Origin of the sequence: Hydrocoleum sp. CS-953 (assembly GCF_002260545.1) — a bacterium.
Taxonomy (GTDB): Bacteria; Cyanobacteriota; Cyanobacteriia; order Cyanobacteriales; family Microcoleaceae; genus Trichodesmium.
The window spans coordinates 1-18,988 of sequence record NZ_LGSU01001500.1 but is presented as its reverse complement, the minus strand read 5'-3'; the positions used below and the strand labels follow the sequence as shown (position 1 = coordinate 18,988).

11 protein-coding genes are annotated in these 18,988 nt (G+C 38.4%); 7 read left to right on the top strand and 4 right to left on the bottom strand.

The genetic code is table 11. The features are described from left to right. Nucleotides 1-147 precede the first annotated feature (147 nt). Nucleotides 148-5,514 carry an ATP-binding sensor histidine kinase gene (locus AFK68_RS34220; RefSeq protein ID WP_094678882.1) on the top strand — a complete coding sequence of 1,789 codons (5,367 nt, stop codon included), beginning with the start codon at nucleotides 148-150 and terminating at the stop codon, nucleotides 5,512-5,514. Between the two features lie 183 nt (nucleotides 5,515-5,697). On the opposite strand, the gene AFK68_RS34215 is transcribed toward AFK68_RS34220, so the two are convergent. Together AFK68_RS34215 and AFK68_RS34210 are read right to left on the bottom strand one after the other, a co-directional pair. Further along, nucleotides 5,698-5,916, bottom strand: coding sequence for a hypothetical protein (locus AFK68_RS34215; protein ID WP_094678880.1), 219 nt, complete (start codon nucleotides 5,914-5,916; stop codon nucleotides 5,698-5,700). A 311-nt stretch (nucleotides 5,917-6,227) separates the two neighbouring features. Then, nucleotides 6,228-6,839 (bottom strand): DUF3611 family protein, encoded by a 612-nt coding sequence (locus tag AFK68_RS34210; protein WP_246844641.1) that lies wholly within the window; start codon nucleotides 6,837-6,839, stop codon nucleotides 6,228-6,230. A gap of 284 nt (nucleotides 6,840-7,123) precedes the next feature. Between AFK68_RS34210 and hflX the strand changes: the two genes are divergently transcribed. Together hflX and AFK68_RS34200 are read left to right on the top strand one after the other, a co-directional pair. Further along, entirely contained in the window at nucleotides 7,124-8,848 is a 1,725-nt protein-coding gene (gene hflX, locus AFK68_RS34205) for a GTPase HflX (RefSeq protein WP_094678878.1), read from the top strand. Nucleotides 8,849-9,750: 902 nt separating this feature from the next. Further along, a complete protein-coding gene (locus AFK68_RS34200; protein ID WP_094678876.1) occupies nucleotides 9,751-11,400 on the top strand; it encodes an urea transporter in 1,650 nt (549 codons plus the stop codon). A gap of 595 nt (nucleotides 11,401-11,995) precedes the next feature. Here the strand turns inward: AFK68_RS34200 and AFK68_RS34195 are convergent. Then, entirely contained in the window at nucleotides 11,996-12,505 is a 510-nt protein-coding gene (locus AFK68_RS34195) for a hypothetical protein (RefSeq protein WP_210407775.1), read from the bottom strand. A 691-nt stretch (nucleotides 12,506-13,196) separates the two neighbouring features. On the opposite strand from AFK68_RS34195, the gene AFK68_RS34190 reads away from it, so the two are divergent. The 3 genes from AFK68_RS34190 to gshB all read left to right on the top strand — a co-directional run bounded on the left by AFK68_RS34190 (nucleotide 13,197) and on the right by gshB (nucleotide 16,224). After that, entirely contained in the window at nucleotides 13,197-14,645 is a 1,449-nt protein-coding gene (locus tag AFK68_RS34190; RefSeq protein WP_094678874.1) for a sodium:solute symporter family protein, read from the top strand. A gap of 224 nt (nucleotides 14,646-14,869) precedes the next feature. Continuing rightward, a complete protein-coding gene (gene grxC / locus AFK68_RS34185; protein WP_094678872.1) occupies nucleotides 14,870-15,130 on the top strand; it encodes a glutaredoxin 3 in 261 nt (86 codons plus the stop codon). 128 nt (nucleotides 15,131-15,258) lie between these two features. Further along, nucleotides 15,259-16,224, top strand: coding sequence for a glutathione synthase (gene gshB / locus AFK68_RS34180; RefSeq protein WP_094678870.1), 966 nt, complete (start codon nucleotides 15,259-15,261; stop codon nucleotides 16,222-16,224). A 495-nt stretch (nucleotides 16,225-16,719) separates the two neighbouring features. Here the strand turns inward: gshB and AFK68_RS43775 are convergent, their stop codons facing one another. Continuing rightward, a complete protein-coding gene (locus tag AFK68_RS43775) occupies nucleotides 16,720-16,851 on the bottom strand; it encodes a hypothetical protein (RefSeq protein WP_256386713.1) in 132 nt (43 codons plus the stop codon). Between the two features lie 180 nt (nucleotides 16,852-17,031). Here AFK68_RS43775 and AFK68_RS34175 point away from each other — a divergent pair, with 180 nt between their 5' ends. Then, entirely contained in the window at nucleotides 17,032-18,156 is a 1,125-nt protein-coding gene (locus AFK68_RS34175; protein ID WP_094678868.1) for a Gfo/Idh/MocA family protein, read from the top strand. Nucleotides 18,157-18,988 lie beyond the last annotated feature (832 nt).

The window sequence follows — 18,988 nt, the reverse complement described above, 5'->3', positions numbered from 1 at the left end:
CATCTCCAGAAAAGAGGGAACAGGGAGAAATAATTGACAATTTTTAGATAAGAATTGATTTTATTTTTCATTTTTGGAGATGTCTATTGCTAAAATCTCACTAAAAACTTGAAGTCTACCTAAATTAAATCTGCTTACTAATATATTATGCTTAACCTTCCTAACTACTACCTAAGCGAAAACTTATACCAAGGTACGCGCACTATGGTCTATCGTGGCCAGCGTATCTGTGACCAGAAACCAGTAATTATTAAAGTATTACGCAACCCCCACCCCACTTTCAATGAATTAGTCCAATTCCGTAATCAATACATTATCACCCGTCATCTGGAACATCCAGCTATTGTGCAACCTCTAGCCCTAGAACGCTACGGTAATAGTTACGCCTTGGTGATGCCAGATAATGGAGCGATCGCTCTTTTAAATTATTGGCAAAACTCAGAGCAAACTCTCAGCAATTTTCTCCACATCGCTATTCAACTGAGTGAAGCTCTCCACTATCTGAACCAACAGCGCATCATTCACAAAGACATTAAACCAGGTAACATTATTATAAATCCGGAAACCAAGCAAGTCCAACTGATAGACTTTAGCATCTCTACTCTACTGCCCAAAGAACAACAACAACTAATTAGTCCCAACGTCCTAGAAGGAACTCTAGCTTACATTTCCCCAGAACAAACTGGACGGATGAACCGAGGAATTGACTATCGCACCGACTTCTATTCTCTAGGTGTAACTTTTTTTGAACTTCTAACAGGAAAATTACCCTTTACTACTACCGACCCCATGGAATTAGTCCATTGTCATATTGCCCAAATACCAAAAATAGGGAACAGGACAGAAATTCCTCAAGTATTGTCGGATATAATACTGAAGTTAATGGCGAAAAATGCGGAAGAGCGTTATCAGAGTGCTTTGGGTCTCAAGCACGATCTAGAGCAATGTTTACAACAGTTACAAGCAACAGGAGAAATTACACAATTTGAGCTAGGTAGTAAAGATTTATGCGATCGCTTCATGATTCCAGAAAAACTCTACGGACGAGAAACAGAAGTACAAAAACTCTTGGATGGATTCGCTCTTGTGGCTGAAGGTGCAACTCTAATGATGCTTGTGGCAGGGTTTTCTGGAATAGGGAAGACGGCAGTAGTCAATGAAGTACATAAACCCATAGTTAAGCAAAGAGGGTATTTCATTAAAGGGAAGTTTGACCAATTTAATCGCAACATTCCTTTCTCTGCTTTCGTGCAAGCTTTCCGAGATTTAATGGGACAATTGTTAGGGGAGTCAGATGAGGAACTAGCTGTATGGAAAGGGAAAATTCTGGATGCGGTGGGAGAAAACGGACAAGTAATTATAGATGTAGTGCCAGAAGTAGAAAGAATAATTGGTACTCAACCAGAAGTTGCGGAACTATCAGGAAGTGCAGCGCAAAATCGTTTTAATTTATTGTTTAGTAAATTTATACGGGTATTTACCACAAAAGAGCATCCTTTGGTAATTTTCCTGGATGACCTACAATGGGCGGACTCAGCATCGTTAAACTTGCTCAAGTTATTGATGGATGAGTCGGAAGTTGGTTATTTATTAGTGTTAGGAGCATATAGAGATAACGAGGTATTTCCAGCTCATCCATTGATGTTGACATTAGATGAAATTAATAAACAAGGGGCAAATATTGAGACTCTAACTCTAACACCTTTGAGTGAAACAGATATTAATCGTTTGGTAGCTGAAACATTATTGTGTGCGACATCTATAGCAGCGCCCTTATCCGAGTTAGTCTATCAGAAAACAAAGGGTAACCCGTTTTTTAGCACCCAATTTTTGAAAGGGTTGCATGAAGATGAGTGTATTAAATTTGAGGCAGATGCAGGGTACTGGCAGTGCGATCTAACAGAAGTACGACAGTTAGCACTCACAGATGATGTGGTAGAATTTATGGTAGGGCGGTTGCAGAAACTGCCAGAAACTAATCATAATGTACTGAAACTAGCAGCTTGTATAGGGAACCAATTTGACTTAGCCATATTAGCAGTGGTGTGTGAGCAGACTCAAGATGAAGTAGCAGGGAATTTATGGCGAGGTTTACAAGAAGGGTTTGTAATTCCCAACAGTGACAGTTATAAATTTTTCCAAGGTGAGGAACAACAGGAGAAAAGTTTAGAAAACATTTCAGTGAATTATCGGTTTTTACATGACCGAGTGCAACAAGCAGCTTATTCTCTAATTCCTCAAGGGCAAAAACAAGCTACCCATTTACACATCGGCAGGTTACTGTCGAAAAAGCTTTCTCCAGAAGAACAGGAGAGCAAGATTTTTACAATTGTTAATCACTGGAACCAGGCAATAGAATTAATCGCTGAACCCACAGAAAGAGAGAATTTGATGCAACTCAATTTAACTGCGGGAGAAAAAGCTAAAGGTTCGGCAGCTTATACAGCAGCATTGCAATATTTTCAAACAGCGTTGTCTTTACTGGATGTAGAAAGTTGGCAAAGGAATTATGAATTAGCCTTAAAATTACATGAGAATTATGCAGAAGCAGCTTATCTGACTGGTGATTTTGAATTGATGGAAACCATAATTGAACAAGTTCTGAATCATCAGGAAGACTTGCTCGATGTGGTGAAAGTCCATGAAATTAAAATACAGGCTAAGATGGCTCAAACGGAACAGTTATCAGCTTTGAATATAGGTATAGAGTTCTTGGGTTTATTAGGCATTAAGGTTCCAGAATCACCTGGCATTGAGGATTTACAGGTGGAACTGGCAGCAATTTCTCAGGCGATGGAAGGTAAAGCTATTGCCTCTTTAGCAGACTTACCTTTGATAGACGATAAGAACCAGTTGGCAAAAGTAAAGATTCTAGCAAATTTAATAGCACCCTGTTATCAGGCAAATCCCAGCCTTTTTCCTTGGGTAGTTTGCAAGCTGATGCAGTTATTGATTCAATATGGAAATACACCCCAATCTGCACTTATCTATGGCGACTATGGCGTAGTTTGTATTTTGGTATTACAGGACTTTACCTCAGCTCAGGAATATGGAAAACTTGCTTGCAAGTTGGATTTAAGTCCCCAAACAGGCGATGGTGTTAGTGGTACTTATGTTACAGGGGCTTGCATCAGTCACTATTCGACTCATGTTAGGGAAGCTATTCCCTTGTTACTTAAGGCTTACCAAGCTGGACTTGATACAGGAAACTTCCAGTTTGGGGGTTTTGCTATCTCCAACCGATCTCAATACCTTTATTTAATGGGTCAGAACCTCTTTACTCTTAAAGGGGAAATGGCAACTACAAGTCATGCTCTCGCCACTATGAAACAAGAAAATACCTTGGCTTGGAATCAAGCTTTTGAACAAGCTGTTCTCAATTTATTGGGAGAGTCGGAAGTTTCATGGGAACTAATAGGAACAGCTTATAATGAAACTAAATCTGTTCCGTTTCAAATCGCTGCTAATGACCGCACGGCACTGCATTATGTTTATCTGAATAAGTTGATTCTTTGCTATTTATTCGATCAGATTCCCCAAGCATTGGAAAATGCTGCACTAGCTGAGTTTTATTTGGATGGGGTTGTAGCCTTTTTGGATGAGTATGCGTGGAATTTCTATGATTCCTTGACTCAGTTAGCTCATTATGGTGATGCAGAGACATCTGTGCAGAAAAGTATTCTCGAAAAGGTTGAAACTAATCAGAAAAAAATGCAATACTGGGCTAACTATGCTCCGATGAATGGTCAACATAAGGTAGATTTAGTAGCAGCAGAGCGCCACCGAGTTTTAGGAGAACGATTTGAAGCAATAGAGCTTTATGACCAAGCTATAGCAGGAGCCAAAGAAAACGAATATCTCCAAGAAGAAGCATTAGCTAACGAACTCGCAGCTAAATTCTACCTCGACTGGGGTAAACAGAAGGTGGCAGCAGGCTATATGCAAGAAGCTTACTATTGTTATGCTCGGTGGGAAGCTAAAGCTAAGATTAATCAACTAGAAGCAAAATACCGTCAACTACTTACCCCGATCCTGCAACAGCAACAGGTAGAATTGAATCCCCTTGATAGTATCGAGTGGGTGACTCAAACACTAACCTCAAAAACAAACACTCAAACTACTAGCACGGGATTATCTGACACCTTAGATTTGGCAGCTATTTTACAAGCAGCTCAAGCCATCTCCAGTATCATAGAGTTGGAACCACTATTAGGCAACATTCTACAGATTATTCTCACCAATGCTGGGGCACAAAAAGCTGTTTTATTGATTACAGAAAGTGAACGGTGGCAACTGCGGGCAATAGCACAACTGACAACAGATGGTACAATAGAGACTGATACCTACTCACAACCTCTAACTATACAGAGTCCAGTACCCATTCGCTTGATTCAATATGTGAAAAATACACAGTCCGTTGTACTCATTAATGAAAGCAAAACCGAAATCACTGGCATCCTCGAAGGGTACTTACTTACTTATCAGCCCCAAAGTGTGTTTTGTGTGCCACTATTGCATCAAGGTGATTTAGTGGCTATTTTGTACTTAGAACATCCTACAACCAAAGGTGTGTTTACGACACAACGGCAGACAATAATTGAATTTCTCTGCGCTCAAGCTGCCATTGCTCTGAAAAATGCTCAACTCTATGAGCAAGCTCAACAAGCACTGCGAGATTTACAAAAAGCACAACTACAAATAGTTCAAAGTGAGAAAATGTCAGCATTAGGAAGTTTGCTGTCTGGTGTTGCCCATGAAATTAATAATCCATTAGGGTTCATTGCTGGTAATATTTCCATGGCTCAAGACAACCTAACTGACTTATTAGAACATTTGGAGCTATATGAAGAGAATACTGCTGCTGAAGAAATAGAAGATCATGCCGAAGACATTGATTTGGAATATCTACGAGAAGATTTTCCCAAGATATTAAAGTCAATGAATGTGGGAGTGGAGCAGATGAAAAATATCAGTACCAGTCTGAGAATATTTTCCCGCAAAGATCAGGAGCATAAGACGAAGTTTAATATCCATGATGGCATAGAGAGTACCTTAGTAATTCTCAAACATCGTACTAAAGCTAATGATAAACGTCCGGCAATAGAAACAATTAAAGAATATGCGGAACTACCGGAAATCAAATGTTTTCCAGGTCAGTTGAATCAGGTATTTATGAATATTTTGGCAAATGCAATAGATGCTTTTGAGGAGGCGAATGTGGGTAAAACTTATGCTGAAATAGAGAAAAAACCGAATCAAATAAACATAAGCACTGCCAATGTAGATGAAAATGAAGTCAAGATAGAAATAGAAGATAATGGTAGTGGAATGAAACCAGAAACGAAAGAGCGGATATTTGAGCAAGGGTTTACCACGAAAGGAGTAGGGAAGGGAACAGGTTTAGGGATGGCGATCGCTCATCAAATTATCACTGAGAAACATGGTGGTGAAATCACCTGTGACTCGACTGTTGGAGAAGGTACGATCTTTAGAATTATCTTACCAATTGTGTGAAATATGAGTTATATTATTTCCCGATGATTAGGTATGATAAAACTTTATCCTTCTTAATACCTTATTTTTTTCTCTTCTTCTATGCTGAATTCTGAATTCATGTAGGGGCGAATAGCCATTCGCTCCCTACGAATTCTGACTCCTCCCTTGTTATTTATAACTATTCAACCGCAATAATATTACTCAGTGAGAAGAACTAGGAGAACTCCTAAGATGACTAGCTACACGAAAAGCCCAGATTGATAGGAAGCCAGCAACTACAATAGCTAACAATGATGGCCATTGTGGAATGCCTAAAACTCCTACTTGAATAGACCACTGATAGATGAGCCTTATTATGTGAAAGAATCCAACTAGAGCAAAAACTGAGCCAGAAATTAACAAGTATAATCTTTCGGTCATATTTTTCACCTCCGGTCAACTAGGATTTAATTGTCTGTGATGCTCCCGTGATTGACGCTATCGCTTGTCTCCTACTGAGGAACTACGCTTTTGATGTCATGGTTTTATGTTAGGAAGCAAAACAGTAAAGTTTTCCGATGCTCCTTTACGGCAGTCGGAACTTCCTTAAGGGTATTTCCCTTGACAGCATTTTATAGTGAAGTTTATATTCTGCCCCACTTACTTTTGATTATACACTATAAAAATGGGATCTGCTGATTTTTGCTTTACTGTTGATGAGTTACCCACTTTTGACATTGATCCTAAAAAGCTTAAGAATGGTGAGAATGATGTTGACTAACTAAACCTAAGAGCCACAAAGCAACTATAATACCTACTAACTCAGCAGCAATGGTACTTAACATCGCTTGTACCCCTACCATATCTAACGGTACAACTAGAGTACCTCTGTTAATTATGGCTTGATTACTACCAGGAGTGCTAATTACTGAGGCTCCTTGGGGAATAGATAACATTTGCCATAAGAGGGTTGCTACTTTACCCATAGCAACTACTACTGCACAAAACATTCCTAAAATATTAGCAATTAACCCAATCCATAAACATTGAATTACCTCTGCTTTTGGAGGACGCATCTGAGGGTTTTCTAGCTTTTCAGATAACTTTACATAACGAAAACACCAGTAAATAGTAAAAATCAGTGCTGATAGACAACCAAAGGCTAAAAATTCTCCTATGTATAAATTTCCTGGTCTAGTATAGTCAGGATTATTAGTAAAAAATAGGGCAAATATCAAAATAATAATTGGAATAAAAGCAAATACTATTTGCACCCAAAAACCCACCAAACCCCAACGACGAAAAGCAAAAGCAATTTCTTGAACAGTTGGTGGAGAAGAGTTTTCCATTAAGAAATTAAACATAGTTACTTGTCCGATAAAATCATCTTTTGATATATCATAAGCAGGAAAGAAATTGTGTTAATTGCAAAAATTTTGATTATGTAGCCATCCTAAATAGGTCGTGACAAATCAAAAAGTAGATAAAAAACTTGAAATTCCTGCCTGTTCCCTGTTCCCTGCTCCCTATTGCCTAAAAGCAGTAAGGTTTTTATACACAAATAAAATAAAACTGCTATAATAAAATATTTATATATTTATAATAATCAAAAGTAGTATATAGAGGGGCCACAAAAACGTGGCTAGGAATGCCTATCGAAACCATCTACGGAAATCTCCAGGGTCTAAAATCTAACCAACTTAAACAACTGCAAAGGTTGTACCATCAGCGAGTGCCTGGCGATCGCCTAACTACCTCTGAATTTGCCCAGAGAGTCGCCTCTATCAGTACAGAAGTTGGCCAACCAGTTTGTGTATACATTAATCGTAGGGGACAAATTATCCGGGTGGGAATTGGCACACCCCGCCAAACCCAAATCCCGCCCCTGGAATTACCCCGTTATGGTGCAGGTCGTCTCAGTGGTATTCGTTGTATCGCTACTAACCTGAAAGCAGAAGTGCCTTCGGAAGGTACTTTGACTGCAATGGTAATTCAACGACTTGATGCTTTGGTGATGCTGACCCTCACAGGTGAAGGGTTTAAACGTCGGGGTGGAGGTGCTACAGGTTACATTAAACAAACTTATCTAGCTCACCTATTACCTATTCCTACACATGAACGTGAAAATACAGATCTTCAAGAGCTGAATTTTTGGAGCGTGTCGCCTCCTCTCAGTCTGGATATGCTTGCCAAACAAGACTTTATCGACTTAGTTGATGGATTGGAAGCAGAATTTGAGCGAGAATTTATTGCTCAAGAAGTTGATTCTGACCAAGACTTAGTGCTGTTGGTGGGGCTAAAAATAGATAAAATGACTAATCAGCAATTTGAAGATGGATTGGCCGAACTAGCTCGACTTGTTGATACTGCTGGAGGTCAGGTATTAAAGACAGTACATCAGAAGCGATCGCATCCCCATCCCCAGACAGTTGTAGGAGAGGGTAAAGTTCAAGAAATTGCTCTGAGCGTTCAAACGGTGGGAGCGAACCTGGTTGTATTTGACCGCGACCTCTCCCCTGCTCAAGTACGCAACCTAGAAACAAAAATTGGTGTGAGAGTTGTAGACCGTACTGAAGTTATTCTGGATATTTTTGCCCAACGCGCTCAGTCTCGCGCCGGAAAATTACAGGTCGAACTTGCTCAACTAGAATATACTATTCCCCGTCTGACTGGTAGAGGTGAAGCGATGTCTCGTCTTGGTGGTGGTATTGGTACAAGGGGACCTGGTGAAACTAAATTAGAAACAGAACGTCGGGCAATTAATGCTAGAATATCTCGGTTACAGAAAGAGGTTAATCAGTTACAAGCACATCGTTCCCGTCTACGGCAACATCGTCAGCGCCAAGAAGTACCAACAGTGGCAATAGTTGGATATACGAATGCTGGTAAGTCTACATTATTAAATACACTTACTAATTCAGAAGTTTATGCAGCAGACAAATTATTTGCTACTCTAGATCCTATTACTCGTCGTTTGACTGTTCCTGATGCTATTACGAATAAACCAACTACAATTGTAATTACTGACACTGTGGGATTTATTCACGAACTACCACCTACTCTGATGGATGCTTTTCGGGCAACTCTGGAAGAGGTGACAGATGCAGATGCTTTGCTTCATGTGGTGGATCTATCTCATCCTGCTTGGCAAAGTCAAATACGTTCTGTGATGACTATTTTGGCGGAAATGCCAGAAACTCCAGGACCAGCTTTAGTTGCCTTTAACAAAATTGATGAAGTAGATGGAGATACTTTAAGATTCGCTAATGAAGAATATCCCATGGCGGTATTTATTTCTGCTGCTCAGGGACTTGGTTTAGAAACTTTGCGTCAACGACTCGCGCAACTTATTGATTATGTTATTGCTTCTTGAAAGAAGAAAGTTTTTTGGGCGTTGGTGAATCAAACTATGAAATCTTTAAGAAACCGGGTTTGGAGACAGATGTTAGTATCGAAAGCCATCCAGTACCAATCCGGTTTCTATGTTTGGAAAAATCATAGCCACGCATCACGAACGCCTATTAATTTTTACCGCCATTCATTGAAAATTAAAGTAGTTTCGCAGTTAATATAAACAAAAATTATTTCTCAACTATAAGCTTCAAAACCTACTCAATAGTATAATCGCAGAAGCAAAGTCTATTTAGTAAAATAAAAACAAGAACAGGACTTACGCATAACCGCCATCTCTTGGTGCGCATTTCCTTGCCTTGCGTCTTATGTCGATGCGGGATATAATATCAAGTCCGCTTGATTGGACATAAAAAAAACATCCAATCGTCATAACTACTAAATCTTTGTAATCCTCTCTCCTCCTGACTCCTGACTCCTGACTCCTAAAAAGTTAACCAATCTAAGTAAGTCGGTGTGAAAAAACAGAAGTATGTAACAAAATGTAAAATCCCTAAAATTCTGTTGCCTGTTGCCTGTTGCCTTGCTATAACGACAATTTTCAACGCCAACCTACTATAACTGTTTAACTGGATTTGATATGACTCCTAGATTAACAATCTAATTAGGGCTTGCTGATTAAATCTAAAAGTATTTACAGATAAAGGTTTTAGCCTTTTTAGCAATCTAAAAAGTACGCCTGTTTCAGCCCTTAATGCTCAAAAAGGAGCGTATTTTCAGCAAGAGTTGGGAAAAAAATTACTCCTCGCCTACTCGCCTACTCCCCTACTCCTTAAAAAAGACTTTTTCCGCAAACCCTAATTATACCGATGTTACCGGATCTGATATAATTTCATTTTTTGCATAAGTCCTGATAAATGTACTATGTCAAATGCCTCTGAAATTTCTCAAAACAATTCTGAACCTCTGCCTCTTCACGAGTTGCTTTCTCGTATATTGAAGTCAGAAAAAACCTCTCATCGAAATCCCTTGCCCATCATGGGAACCATGCAAGACCTTAATGACACCTTGGAAAAGCGTCCGCTTTTGGATTTTATCAATGCCAGTTTGCGTGGTATTGGTCAGGTAGGGTTTGCTAATAATCCAATTTCTGGACTACTCATCACTCTGGCAATTTCTATTCAATCGCCCTGGACAGCTTTGATGCTAGTTGTTGGAGTTGTTGTAGCTACCTGGACAGGCTTTTTTATGAATCTAGATCGCCCTAGTGTTCGTAATGGTGTTTTTGGCTTAAATGGAGCGTTAGTTGGGCTAGCTTTAGGAACTTTTGGTGCTTGGGGCAACGGTACTGGAAACTGGCTCTGGCTACTGGCGGCGATCATTTGCGCTGCCCTCAGCACAGTATTAATGGAGTATCTGGGAAACTGGATGGCAGTAAATCTAGGACTGCCTTCTATGGCAGTGCCATTTCAAATTGTAACCTACAGTTTTCTGGCAATTGCCCTCTATGTTCCACAACCTTTTTTTGAGTTCGGCGCACCACCACCATTTCCTGATTCGGCCGATCCCCTAGATGGGATGAGCATTTTATCTGCCCTTATCACTGGCATCGGTCAAATCTTTTTTTCAGACAACTTAGTTTCTGCCGTGTTAATTATTATTGCTTTAGCCTTGTGTAGTCCTATGGGAGCGTTGGTTGGGTCTCTGGGGTCAGCTATTGGTCTGGTTGTAGCAATTATAGTGGGGGTAGACCGGAATATGGTGTACGCTGGTTTATTAGGATACAACTCAGCTTTAACAGCAATTTCTATTGGGGGTATTTTCTATGCACCTAATCAACAAAGTATTCTGTTTGCTTGTGCTGGAGCTTTTGGCGCAGCAGTGGTTGAGTGGCTGCTGAATATAGCAATCGCACCCCTAGGATTACCTATTTTAGCCGTTTCATTTCACTTGGGTACTTATGCCTGCTTCCTTATTTTACGGCGATCAATCTCCTCTCTAGTACCTGTTGCTCCCTTTGCCATAGCTTGTCCTGAAGAACATCGTTTTCGCTACCTCACAGCCAGAGAAGCAATATCCGCCTTCCGCAGTCAATTACACTCTGCTATGCAAGGGAAGCATCACAAAGTTTTTTTCGAGCAAGCACCCCTAGAACTCAAAAATGACCTCCGTTATATCTTTAATGCTATTGACCGAGATCGTAGTGGCACTTTGTCTTTGGAAGAACTCAGATATCACTTGCAGCAAGCAGGGAACCCCATGAGTGACGATGAACTCAACTTTCTCTTTTCCAGCATGGATGCGGATAACAGTGGTGAAATTGATTTCTCAGAATTTGGGGAATTAATGCTGCGCCACCGTCGTTTGATGTCAAGACTTGATGAGTTCGCCACCTACTTTATTCCCATCGATCAGGATGGGAATGGAGTGCTGGAGCCAGAAGAAATGAATGTAGTGTTAGCTAGTGTGGATGAGCCTCCCTTTTCTAATGAGGAATTAACCTTTTTACAAGGGAGAATAGGAGGTAAAGAGCTTACTTGGGAAAGATTTTTGGAATTGTTGCTAGTGATCTAGATAATATCAAATCCGGTAGCATTGGTATAATTAAATAGTTAATCTAGGAGTCAGGAGTCAGGAGTCAGGAGGGAAGAGAATTTAGAAACATTCGCTCTTGGATGAAGATGAAGATGAAAAATTTTTTTATACCGAATTATATCATGTCCGTTGGTATCGTTTGTGTAAAAGTTGGGAAAATATCTACTGCCATATAAGCTTTTTCCTTCTCTTGTAGGGGCGATTCGCGAATCGCCCCTACTTCCTCCTTACCTTCTCTATAAAATACCGATGCTACCGGACATGATATTAACCGGATTTGATATAAATACTCAAAGACTATATAGACATCTTTGTAAATAAAGCTTTCTCTTTAACGGTACTTTAGGATTTTTTACACTACAAATAGTTTGAAACCCAGTAGTAGCAGGAGAAATTCCTGAAGTAGCTGAAAATAGATGTTTGCCTATCATTCCGAAGGAAAACTGCTGTAATCCGCAAACCCTAATTATTAGATTCAGGATTTACGCAGATACACTTTATCTACTGGGGGTTAACGGCTTTGCCCCGGAAAAGTGGTCTATCTTTTTGTATTCTGCATAAGTTCTAAGATTTATCAAATGAGTTTTGTATAATCAATAAATTCTTCGAGTTGTTTAAGGTTGATGCCGAAATACGATCGCATTTCGCCAATACTTTTGTCCAGAACCAAGTTAAAGTCAAATTGATGGATATTTTTGGTTTTCAACTGCTGACCCAAAATCAAACCTTGATCAAAAATTTGCAGTTGGTAAGAAGTGAAACGATACTTTACCGGGTAGAAAAATTGCGTAAAAACTTTAAAAATCAAAATATGTAGCCTATTGGTTTTCAGATCGTTTCCCATAGTGAAGCCAATGACAAAGGCTTCGTCAGCTCCAGATGTGCCTCGTGCCAGCAGCAAGTGCAAGCAATCATGTCCGAATAAATTGATGTTTCCTGGTAAAGCTAGTGGACTTTTGGGATTCTCTAAAAGCTTTACCAACCATGGAATTTCCGATTGTTTATTCAGGCTGAAGTTTGATAGCGCTTCTGCCAGAGTTGAATTTCTATCTATTTGTAAGCGAGTTAGAGAATTACAGAGCATATTTGAACTGTTTTCAGTTAATGACGACTATATTTATAGACTAAGTTTAATCGCAATCGCCTGAATAATCTAACTACTCACTAGACAAAAAAGGGCTTGTTGATAAAGAAACAAACATATAAATAATACCCCTATCTATAAGTGTTAAGTATATTATTGATGGCGGACTGCGACCAAGTACAATTATAACTTTTCGAGATTGGGGTTCTTGGGAATTAAGCACAAAAAAGTAGCTAAAATCTTGGCCAGTCAAAGTGTGTCATTTCAGTTATCAGTTAGCCTCCTATGGTCGTAACTGCGTTAACAGTTAGCCTCCTATGGTCGTAACTGCGTTATCAGTTATCAGTGAACCTCAGACCTTAGTCGGAGGCTTGAAATACTGAGTTAAATATTTTTTCATCCCCTTAAAAGGGGAGACTTTAGACCTCATTTTTTTGTAATATTTTTTGAAATAAAAAAACAAAACTTTATATAGTAATATGATGTCCAGATAATAAGTGAGAAAAAAGTTTTTGTTTATAGTATTGCTCTAACTCTGCAGATAGATAGGGGTAGAGCAATACTACGAGAGATATCATTATAACTATTCAACCGGAGATGATATCAGCTTTTGATCGGTCAACGCCAAATAAATCTATGCCATGCTACGATTATCCAGATATTCAAGCTAACCAACTCAGGAACAGGTACTATGACAGATCTAATATTTTTTTGGGGAATCATCCTCTTTTTGTTTGCTACCTTAGGTATTGGTATCTGGACTGCCAAACAGATTAAAGGCGATAGCATCAACTTTCTGGTAGCAGGACGCCGCCTCATCTTGCCCCTGGCCGCTGCTACCTTGATGGCCCAGTCCGTCGATTCTAATGCCACCTTGGGCAATACTGACCTAGCTGGTGAATTTGGCTTTTGGGCGGGGGCATCTTTGCCCTTGGGATTAGCCCTCTGTTTGCTTTTAAGTGGTCTATTTTTTGCCAAACCAATGAACAGCATGGGATTAATTACTCTCCCAGATTTTTATCGACTCAAGTATGGTCGCTTAACAGAAGTTGTCGTTTCTATTATCATGGTTTTGAGTTTTGGGTTTTTGCTGGCAGGAAACTTAGTGGCAGGAGGCTATGTTTTTGAGAGTTTTTTAGGAACTAGCTATACTATTGGGGTGATAATGATTGCAACTATCGTATTTATTTACACTGCTTCTGGAGGAATGTTTGCTATAGTCTATACCGATGCTATTCAGGTAGCGATCGCCTTTATTGGCACTATGCTACTGTTTGGTTTTATGGGAGTCAACTTTGGCTTTGACATACCAGACGGCATGGGTCCATTTGCCTTAGAGCAATTAGCCAATCCTGCTGCTGGAGCTGCCATTAACTGGGCAACCTTGTTAGCTCTTGGTTTGGGAGATATTGTGGCTATCGACTTTATGGCGCGAATTTTTGCTGCCGATAGCCCTGAAACTGCGCAACGAGCTTGTTTGATCGCTTCAGCAGGAACAGTAATTATCGGTGTACCATTTTCGATCGTGGCTCTATCTACTCCGCAAATATTAGCCCAGGCAGGTATTACTCCTGAAGGTCCTTTACTTTTAGCTCTCATCAAAGGAGTGGTTCCACCAGTTTTAGGCTTGTTGGTCATTGCTGCCATTCTTGCTGCTTCCCTTTCAACTGCTGATGGAGCAATTCTTGGTACATCTTCAGTAATTGCCCATAATGTGATTGGTATTCGCCAAGGTAGTCGGGATCGAGGTAGCGATCGGCTATTGAGGTTAACTCGGTTTATGGCTTTTGGGATTACGTCTTTGGGAGTTTTGTTTGCTGTTTTGGTTCCCCAGACTGGGATTTTGTTGCTGTTAGCCTTCGATTTAGGGTTTGCAGGATTATTAGTGCCCCTAGCAGGTGGTTTGTATTGGCCTAAAGCAAAAAAATATGGTGCTTTAGCTTGTATCATTTCGGGGACAGGAACTAGGCTAATATTGTTTGTTCTAATGCCAAAAATGTTTGGTAGCGATAACAGTTTATTATATATCAAAAATCCTATTTTCACTGCTGATTTTGACGGTTTTCCTACCTTAATCGCTCCTTTAGTAGGTTTGGTGGCATTTATTGCCGTATCTCTGGTTACGAATGATAGGAGCTAACTACAGAAGTTAAAAATATCATGCCTAGCCTTAGTGGTCAGGATATAATGTTTTTTCTACTCATAACTTTGTACTGTCCGGTTTTTAATAAAAAATGTCTACGCTCGTATTGGGTTTCTAGGTTCACCTGTGTAAGTCCTGAGTTATATAAAATCTAAAATTATTCTCAAAGAGCCAATTAATATTACAATAGGTTAAGAAATATTATTTATGGGTAATCCATTATGTCTGCTAACGTAGAAATTTACACCTGGTCAAGTTGTCCATTTTGCATTCGTGCTAAAGCCCTTTTAGATAAAAAACAAGTAAACTATCAGGAATACGCTATAGATGGCGATGAGGTAGAACGAGAAAAGATGGCCAATAGAGCAAATGGCCGTCGTTCTTTGCCACAAATCTTTATCAATGACCAACATATTGGGGGTTGTGATGATCTATATGGACTAGAAGCTCAAGGGAAACTAGATCAACTTCTAGAAGTTTAGTATCAATTTCGGTAAGACAAAAACTTTACTGGAATTTATTATTTTTTAGGGGTAATTCTTGTTTTAAGATGATTATTTCCCCCTACTTGATGACTCAAAATATTTTAAACTAATTAACAAAATTAAAGATGAAATTTGCATTCATCATAGACCCCATAGACAAACTTAACCCAGTTCACGATAGCACGGTTGCACTAATGGAAGCTGCTCAAGAACTTGGTCACGAAGTTTGGATAACGGAAATTAATCAGCTAACTATTATTGATAGTCAAACCTGGGCAACAATTCAGCGGGTACATTTTATCCCAATTGAAAGGGTAGAGAATCATTGGGTGGCAAGTAACCCTTGGTATGATTTAGGAAAAACTATGCTGGAACTATTAGAGTCTATGGATGCTGTATTTATGCGGCAAGATCCACCAGTAACAATTCCTTATCTTTATACTACCTATCTTCTAGACTATATTAATCCAGAAAAAACTTTAGTAATAAATTCTCCTCAAGGGTTACGCGCTGCTAATGAAAAAATGTATGCTTTGCAATTTATAAAAGCAATTCCTAACACAATTGTTAGTCAAAATAAACAGGTAATTAGAGAATTTTTAGAGTCACAAGGAGCAGCAGTTTTAAAACCTTTGGGTGGAAAAGCTGGGGAGGGAATTTTATTTTTAGAACCTACAGATAAAAATTTTAATTCCTTGATAGAAATTAGTACAAAACAAGGTCAAGAACCTGTGATGGTTCAGAGTTATTTACCAGCAGCAAAAGAAGGAGATAAGCGAATTATTATGTTGAATGGTAAACCTATTGGGGCAGTAAATAGGATTCCTACTGGCAAAGAATTTCGAGGAAATATGGCAGTGGGAGGTAGGGTTGCTCAGACAGAAATTACAGAAAGGGAGTATGAAATTTGTGAGTATTTAGCACCTAAATTAGTAGCGGATGGTTTATATTTTGTTGGTATAGATGTGATTGGTGGTTATCTGACAGAGGTTAATGTTACAAGTCCGACAGGAATTAGAGAAATTGACTTACTTGATAATGTTAACTTGGGGAAACAAGTAATAGAATGGGCTATTTCAGTTATCAGTTAACAGTTAGCCTCCTATGGTCGTAACTGCGTTAACAGTTATCAGTACCTCTGACTATTTGCGCAGCATTCCGTAGGAAACCATCGGGATTAAAATACTAAATTGATTTTTTTCATCCCCTTAAAAGGGGAGGCTAATAACCTTATTTTTTGGTGATGGATAATGAATAATTAATAATTAATTATCCATTATTAATTATTATTAATACAGCGCTTTCCACTGTTATGAGGTACATTGATTATAGTAGATTTGCTAATTTTGAGTGAAAACTTAATTCCAGACTTCAAAAACTATTTAAAAATTTAGTGCCACTGTACTTCATCAACATGGAATTTGCTGTAATTATTCATTATGAATTATCTATGATTCTAGTAGATTTGCTAATTTTGAGTGAAAACTTAATTCCAGACTTCAAAAACTGTTTAAAAATTTAGTGCCACCGTACTTCATCAACCTGAAATTCGCTGTAATTATTCATTATCAATTATCAATTATCCATTATCGACTGTTATGAGGTACAATCATCCCTGGCAAGATGCCCGCAATACAATATTTTTGCCATTTACCTTGTACATCATTTGCCCGAAATATGCTGTAAATAATTATCCATTGTTCATTATCAATTATCAATTATCAATTATCCATGATTCTAGTAAATTTGCTAATTTTGAGTGAAAATTTAATTCCATACTTCAAAAACTATTTAAAAATTTAGTGCCACCGTACTTCATCAACCTGGAATCCACTGTAAGTATTCATTATCAATTATCAATTATCAATTATCAATTAATAAATCCTTCTTAATAAACAATGAACAATCAAACTATTGGCGTAGCAGTTATCGGTACAGGATTTGGTCAAAAAGTACATATACCAGGTCTACAAGCACATCATAAAACTGAAGTATTAGCTGTTTATAATCCAGATTTAGAAAAAGCTAAATCAATTGCATTAAATCATAATATTCCTCATGCTTGTAATACCATAGAAGAGATAATTTCCCTACCTGAAGTTAGTGCTGTAACAATTTCAACTCCACCATTTCTCCATTATGAAATGGCAAAGCAAGTATTATCCGCAGGCAAACATTTATTGTTAGAAAAACCCACAACTTTAAAAGTAGAAGAAGCTCAAGAATTATATCATATTGCTGCTACTAATAAATGTGTAGCAACTATGGATTTTGAGTTTCGTTATATTCCTGCTTGGCAACTATTTGCCGAAATTTTAGCAGATGGATATGTGGGGGATAAACACCTAATTAAAATTGATTGGTTAGCATCAAGTCGCGCTAACCCAAATCGTCCTTGGAATTGGTATTCTCAAAAGGATAAAGGAGGTGGTGCATTAGGAGCGATCGCTTCCCATACTTTTGATTATGTTAATTGGTTATTTGGTCCTGCTAAAAAACTTTGGGGACAACTTAATACTTCTATTAAAACTCGCCCCGATCCGACTGTAGGAGACCAATTAAAACCAGTAGATGCTGATGATACTTGTAATATTATGTTAGAGTTGGCAGATGGTACTCCCTGTCAAATTTGTATTAGTTCTGTCACCTATCAAGGGCGTGGTCATTGGGTAGAAGTTTATGGTAGTAAAGGTACTTTAATTGTTGGTAGTAATAATCAAAAAGATTATGTGCATGGGTTTAAAGTTTGGGGTTCTCAAAATGGGGATAATTTAGCAGAAATAAATATTCCTGAAAGGTTAGATTTTCCCAAAGTTTATTCTGATGGTAGAATTGCACCTTTTATTCGAGTAGTTGATAATTGGGTACAAGCAATAGAGGCAGAAAAATCTGTAGTTCCATCTCTAAAAGAGGGTATTTATTCTCAGTTATTAATGGATTTAACCCATGAATCTAATTTAACTGGTACTTGGGTAAATGTGCCAGATTTAGATGAATTTATCGAAAATACAAGTAGCTTTTAAAAAAAGCGGTCAGCAGTCAGCGGTCAGCTTTTTTAGAAGGAGATTTAAACCTCTCCTAAAATTAAACGACAAGCTAGAAGTCGGGGATTTAGACCCAAGCTTTTCCGTTCCGGAATGCTCCGCAAACAGATACCTAATTAGGGTTTGCTGAATAAAGTCTTTTAGTAAGGGTAGGAGTTAGGAGTCAGGATAAATGGGTATGGGAGCGAGGAGGTAGTGGGAGGAATTATCACTTAATTGTTCCTGTAATATTGAGCCAAAAATGCTAACTTTTTGAACCTAAATGACCTAAAATTTCGTACTTTTTCCAGACCAAAAAAGGCGAAAATTTTTATCTATTAAGGCTTTTATATTTAGTCAGCAAGCCCTAATTATATGTACAAATTTTTAGGCTAATAGCTGGTTAATGTTAGTATTCAGCTATATCTATGTATGAGTTATTAACTCATTCTGATTGAGATAAAATTCCCTATAAATAAGTTGTTCTAAAAGTAGGGAATTAAATTATTCCATTTCAAAAAAAAGAATGCTACAAATCAAATAGTTTCAAACTTTGGATGTGAAATAATTTCCTGAAATTATCGAATGATTAATAATTATTAGTTATTAATTAAATAATTCAGGATATTCAATTCCGTTGCAGTTTTCCTTGAGGTAATTATCAATTAATGAATGTAGCACCTTTCATGTTGCGCAAGGAAAAGTTTTGAGCCGATAAAATCTAACTTTTGACTGTCTTGAGTGCGTCTTATACCAATTCCCATGCATTATTGCTATACTTGGGCGATACTTCAGTTATTAACTGATCGATACAATCAGAATTATTTTTTTG

Bases quoted from the DNA above. Each gene is read 5' to 3' on its own strand.
- AFK68_RS34220 (WP_094678882.1), top strand. From the start codon at position 148: ATGCTTAACCTTCCTAACTACTACCTAAGCGAAAACTTATACCAAGGT.
- AFK68_RS34215 (WP_094678880.1), bottom strand. From the start codon at position 5,916: ATGACCGAAAGATTATACTTGTTAATTTCTGGCTCAGTTTTTGCTCTA.
- AFK68_RS34210 (WP_246844641.1), bottom strand. From the start codon at position 6,839: ATGTTTAATTTCTTAATGGAAAACTCTTCTCCACCAACTGTTCAAGAA.
- hflX (WP_094678878.1), top strand. From the start codon at position 7,124: ATGCCTATCGAAACCATCTACGGAAATCTCCAGGGTCTAAAATCTAAC.
- AFK68_RS34200 (WP_094678876.1), top strand. From the start codon at position 9,751: ATGTCAAATGCCTCTGAAATTTCTCAAAACAATTCTGAACCTCTGCCT.
- AFK68_RS34195 (WP_210407775.1), bottom strand. From the start codon at position 12,505: ATGCTCTGTAATTCTCTAACTCGCTTACAAATAGATAGAAATTCAACT.
- AFK68_RS34190 (WP_094678874.1), top strand. From the start codon at position 13,197: ATGACAGATCTAATATTTTTTTGGGGAATCATCCTCTTTTTGTTTGCT.
- grxC (WP_094678872.1), top strand. From the start codon at position 14,870: ATGTCTGCTAACGTAGAAATTTACACCTGGTCAAGTTGTCCATTTTGC.
- gshB (WP_094678870.1), top strand. From the start codon at position 15,259: ATGAAATTTGCATTCATCATAGACCCCATAGACAAACTTAACCCAGTT.
- AFK68_RS34175 (WP_094678868.1), top strand. From the start codon at position 17,032: ATGAACAATCAAACTATTGGCGTAGCAGTTATCGGTACAGGATTTGGT.